Annotated in this window: 4 protein-coding genes; all 4 read right to left on the bottom strand. The window is 60.9% G+C overall.

Features of this window, described 5'->3' with window-relative positions; translation table 11 throughout:
* A partial coding sequence (gene leuB / locus ACPLUI_RS06015) for a 3-isopropylmalate dehydrogenase (RefSeq protein ID WP_424659369.1) occupies window positions 1–784 on the bottom strand: 784 nt, incomplete at its 3' end.
* Entirely contained in the window at window positions 784–1281 is a 498-nt protein-coding gene (gene leuD, locus ACPLUI_RS06010; protein ID WP_424659368.1) for a 3-isopropylmalate dehydratase small subunit, read from the bottom strand. The genes leuB and leuD, both read right to left, overlap by 1 nt.
* Window positions 1282–2544 (bottom strand): 3-isopropylmalate dehydratase large subunit, encoded by a 1263-nt coding sequence (gene leuC, locus ACPLUI_RS06005; protein ID WP_424659367.1) that lies wholly within the window; start codon window positions 2542–2544, stop codon window positions 1282–1284.
* A gap of 137 nt (window positions 2545–2681) precedes the next feature.
* A partial coding sequence (locus ACPLUI_RS06000; RefSeq protein WP_424659366.1) for a 2-isopropylmalate synthase occupies window positions 2682–4127 on the bottom strand: 1446 nt, incomplete at its 5' end.

Raw genomic sequence — 4127 nt, 5'->3', positions numbered from 1 at the left:
GCATACCCAAAGAGCCGGTAAGCTGGGCGGCCTCGTCGCTCAGGATATCGCCGAAGAGGTTCTCCGTCAGCAGTACATCGAACTGCTTCGGGTTGCGCACGAGCTGCATGGCACAGTTGTCCACCAGCATGTGGTTTACTTCCACATCCGGGTATTCACGGGCCATGTCCGTAACCACCTCCCGCCAGAGGCGGGAGCTTTCCAGCACATTGGCCTTATCCACCGAGGTGAGCTTTTTCTTCCTTTTACGGGCCAGTTCAAAGGCCCGGCGGGCCACCCGCCGGATCTCTTCGGTGGTGTAGACCAGGGTCTCCACAACCCGCTGGCCGCCGGGGATTTCCTCCCGCTTTTTCTCCCCGAAATAAAGCCCGCCGGTGAGCTCCCGAACGATTACGATGTCCAGCCCCTCCACTACTTCCGGCTTCAAGGTGGAGGCTTGAGCCAGAGCCGGAAAGACCATGGCCGGGCGCAGGTTGGCGTAGACGTCCAGAGCCCTGCGCAGGGGCAGCAGGGCACCCGCCTCGGGGCGCAGGTGGACGGGGAGGTTATCCCATTTGGGACCTCCGACCGCCCCCAGGAGGACCGCGTCACTGGACCGGCACAGGTCCAGGGTGGCCGGGGGCAGGGGCTGGCCCGTGGCGTCACAGGCTATTCCCCCGATTAAACCTTCCTGGAAACAAAATTCATACCCGAAACGACGTCCGGCGGCGGCCAGTACCCGGGTGGCCTGAGCCATTACCTCCGGGCCGATGCCGTCCCCCGGTAAAACCGCAATCCTGTACATCATCCCTTCAACCTCCGGGCTACATAGTTAATCAGACCCCCGGCGGCGATGATTTCCTGCATGAAGGGCGGTACCGGTGTGGACCTGTACTGCTCATTGCGGGTCAGGTTGGTGATGGTCCCCGATTCCACGTCCACAGCCACTTCGTCACCCTCCTGGATTTTGGCCGCTGCTTCCGGTGACTCGAAAATGGGCAGGCCGATGTTGAAGGCGTTGCGGTAAAAAATGCGGGCGAAGGAAGCGGCAATCACGCAGGAAACCCCGGTCGCCTTGATGGCGATGGGAGCATGCTCCCGGGAGCTGCCGCAGCCGAAGTTTTTCCCGGCTACAATCACGTCCCCCGGCTGCACCCTCCCGGCAAAGGAGGGGTCGGCATCCTCCATGCAGTGGGCCGCCAGCTCACGGGGATCGGAAGTATTCAGGTAGCGGGCCGGAATAATGGCGTCGGTATCTATATCATCACCAAACTTCCATGCCTTTCCACGCAGCTGGTTCATCTACAGCACCTCCTGGGGAGCGGCAATCCGCCCCAAAATGGCCGAGGCAGCGGCTACCGCGGGATTGCTCAGGTAGACTTCACTTTCCGGGTGACCCATCCGGCCCACAAAATTCCGGTTGGTGGTGGCCAGGCAGCGCTCCCCTGCAGCCAGGATACCCATGTGGCCGCCCAGGCAGGGGCCGCAGGTGGGAGTGCTTACGGCCGCGCCGGCCTCTATAAATATTTCGATCAAACCTTCCTTTAAGGCAGTGCGGTAAATTTCCTGGGTCCCCGGGATAACGATCAGGCGCACGCCGGGGTGTACCTTTTTGCCCCGCAGCACCCTGGCAGCCAGGCGAAGGTCCTCCAGCCGGCCGTTGGTGCAGGAACCGATAACCACCTGCTGGATCTCCACCTGCCCTGCCTGGCTGACCGGACGAACATTGGAGGGCAGGTGGGGGAAGGCTACCTGGGGTTCGAGCTTGCTCACGTCAAACTCGTAGACCCGGGCGTACCAGGCACCGGGATCGCTCTGGTACAACCGGTAGGGCCTCCTGGCCCTACCCTTCACGTAGTCGAGGGTAACTTCATCTGGAGGCACAATGCCGTTCTTGGCCCCGGCCTCCACGGCCATGTTGGCCATGGTCAGGCGCCCGTCCATGGACAGGTTCTTTATAACGGGGCCGGTAAATTCCATGGCCTTGTACAGAGCGCCGTCCACGCCGATCTGGCCGATGGTGTAGAGGATTAGATCTTTACCCCCCACCCAGGGCTGGAGCTCTCCATAATAGACGAACTTAATCGATTCGGGAACTTTGAGCCAGATTTCCCCCAGGGCCATGGCCGCCGCCAGGTCGGTGCTGCCCACCCCGGTGGCGAAAGCTCCCAGGGCACCATAGGTACAGGTATGGGAATCGGCCCCGATCACCACGTCCCCCGGGCCCACCAGCCCCTGTTCGGGCAAAAGGCAGTGCTCGATCCCCATGCGCCCGACCTCAAAGTAGTGCGTCAGCTGTTGCTCGCGGGCAAATTCCCTGAGGATTTTAGCCTGCTCGGCCGACTTGATATCCTTGTTCGGTACGAAGTGGTCGGGTACCAGGACCACCCGCTCCGGGTCAAAGACCTTTTCCACACCGGTGCGCCGGAACTCCTTGATGGCTACCGGAGCAGTGATATCGTTTCCTAAAACCAGGTCCACCCGGACATTGATTAGCTGCCCGGGCTCCACCCGGTCGAGGCCGGCATGGGCGGCCAGGATTTTTTCCGTGATGGTCATGGGCATGTTCCTCATTCACCTCGTTACGGCTTTATAATGTTCAATCAACCTGCTGCAGGTACGGCGTTTTTTCGCTATCACTACCCCTACCCAATCCTCTTTTTTACAAGACGCCGCGCTTTTGTCGACTATACAGGGCGGTTCTACTCCACATGCTGGTATTTTGGATCTTTCAACCTCCCGGTCTCCCAGAGGAGCCTGTTGACAGCGTTGACGTAAGCCTTGGCGCTGGCCTCCAGAATATCCGTACTGATGCCCCGTCCCAGGTAGGTCTTGTCACCATTTTCGGAAATCTTCAAAGTAACCTCGCCAATAGCATCCTTACCGGAGGTAACGGCGTTGATTCCCCAGCTTTTGAGCACGCAGGGAATGCCGGTAATCTTGTCGACTGCACGGCAGATGGCATCCACGGGACCGTTACCGCAGGCTGCCTCCTCGAAAAGCTCATCGCCTTTCTTCAACCTGACGGCGGCCGTGGGCATTATGGTCGTACCCGTGGAAATGTGCAGGTACTCCAGGGCATAAGTTACCGGGATCGGGCGCAGCTCTTCCTCCACAATCGCCTCCAGGTCCGCATCGGTGATCTCCTTTTTCTTGTCAGCCAGGAGCTTGAACTGCTGGAAGGCCTTGTTCAGCTCCTCCTCGCTGAGCTCGTACCCCAGCTCAAAAAGCCTCTGCCGGAAGGCGTGCCTCCCCGAGTGCTTGCCCAGTACCAGGTTGCTCTGGCTGATGCCCACCATCACCGGGTTCATGATCTCGTAGGTGGTGCGCTCCTTGAGCACCCCGTCCTGGTGGATGCCCGATTCGTGGGCGAAGGCGTTTTTCCCCACCACCGCCTTGTTGGGCTGTACGGGCATGCCGGTGAGACTGGATACCAGGCGGCTGGTGCGGTAAATTTCTTCCGTGCGGATGTTGGTCTCACAGCCGAACTGGTCCCGCCGGGTGTAGAGGGCCATGACCACCTCTTCCAGGGCGGCGTTTCCCGCCCGCTCGCCGATACCGTTGATAGCCCCTTCCACCTGGTCGGCCCCGGCCATTACCGCCGCCAGGGAATTGGCCACCGCCAGTCCCAGGTCGTCGTGGCAGTGCACGCTCAGGACCACCTTCTCAATACCCGGCACCCGCTGGCGGATGTCCCGTATGAAACGGGCGAATTCCTCGGGTGTGGCGTAACCCACCGTGTCCGGGATGTTCACGACCGTTGCCCCCGCGGCAATGGCCGCCTCCAGCACCCGGCACAGGAAATCCAGCTCGGACCGGGAGGCGTCCTCGGCGGAAAACTCCACATCCGAAACATAACTTCTGGCCCGCCTGACCGCCGCCACAGCAGCTTCTATCACCTGCTCCTCCGTCATGCGCAGCTTGTGGCGCATGTGAATGGGCGAGGTGGCAATAAAAGTGTGAATCCTGGGCTGTTCCGCTTCCTTAACGGCCTCCCAGGCCTGGTCGATGTCCTGGAAATTAGCCCGGGCCAGGGCCGCCACGGTTACCCCCCGCACCTCCCGGGCAATGGTCTTAACCGCCTCGTAATCCCCCGGGGAAGTGATGGGGAACCCCGCCTCAATCACGTCCACGCCCAGCCTGGCCAG

This window comes from Desulfofundulus sp., from assembly GCF_049701015.1.
In the GTDB taxonomy this organism is placed as follows: domain Bacteria; phylum Bacillota; class Desulfotomaculia; order Desulfotomaculales; family Desulfovirgulaceae; genus Desulfofundulus.
This window is presented reverse-complemented; position numbering and strand designations above follow the sequence as displayed.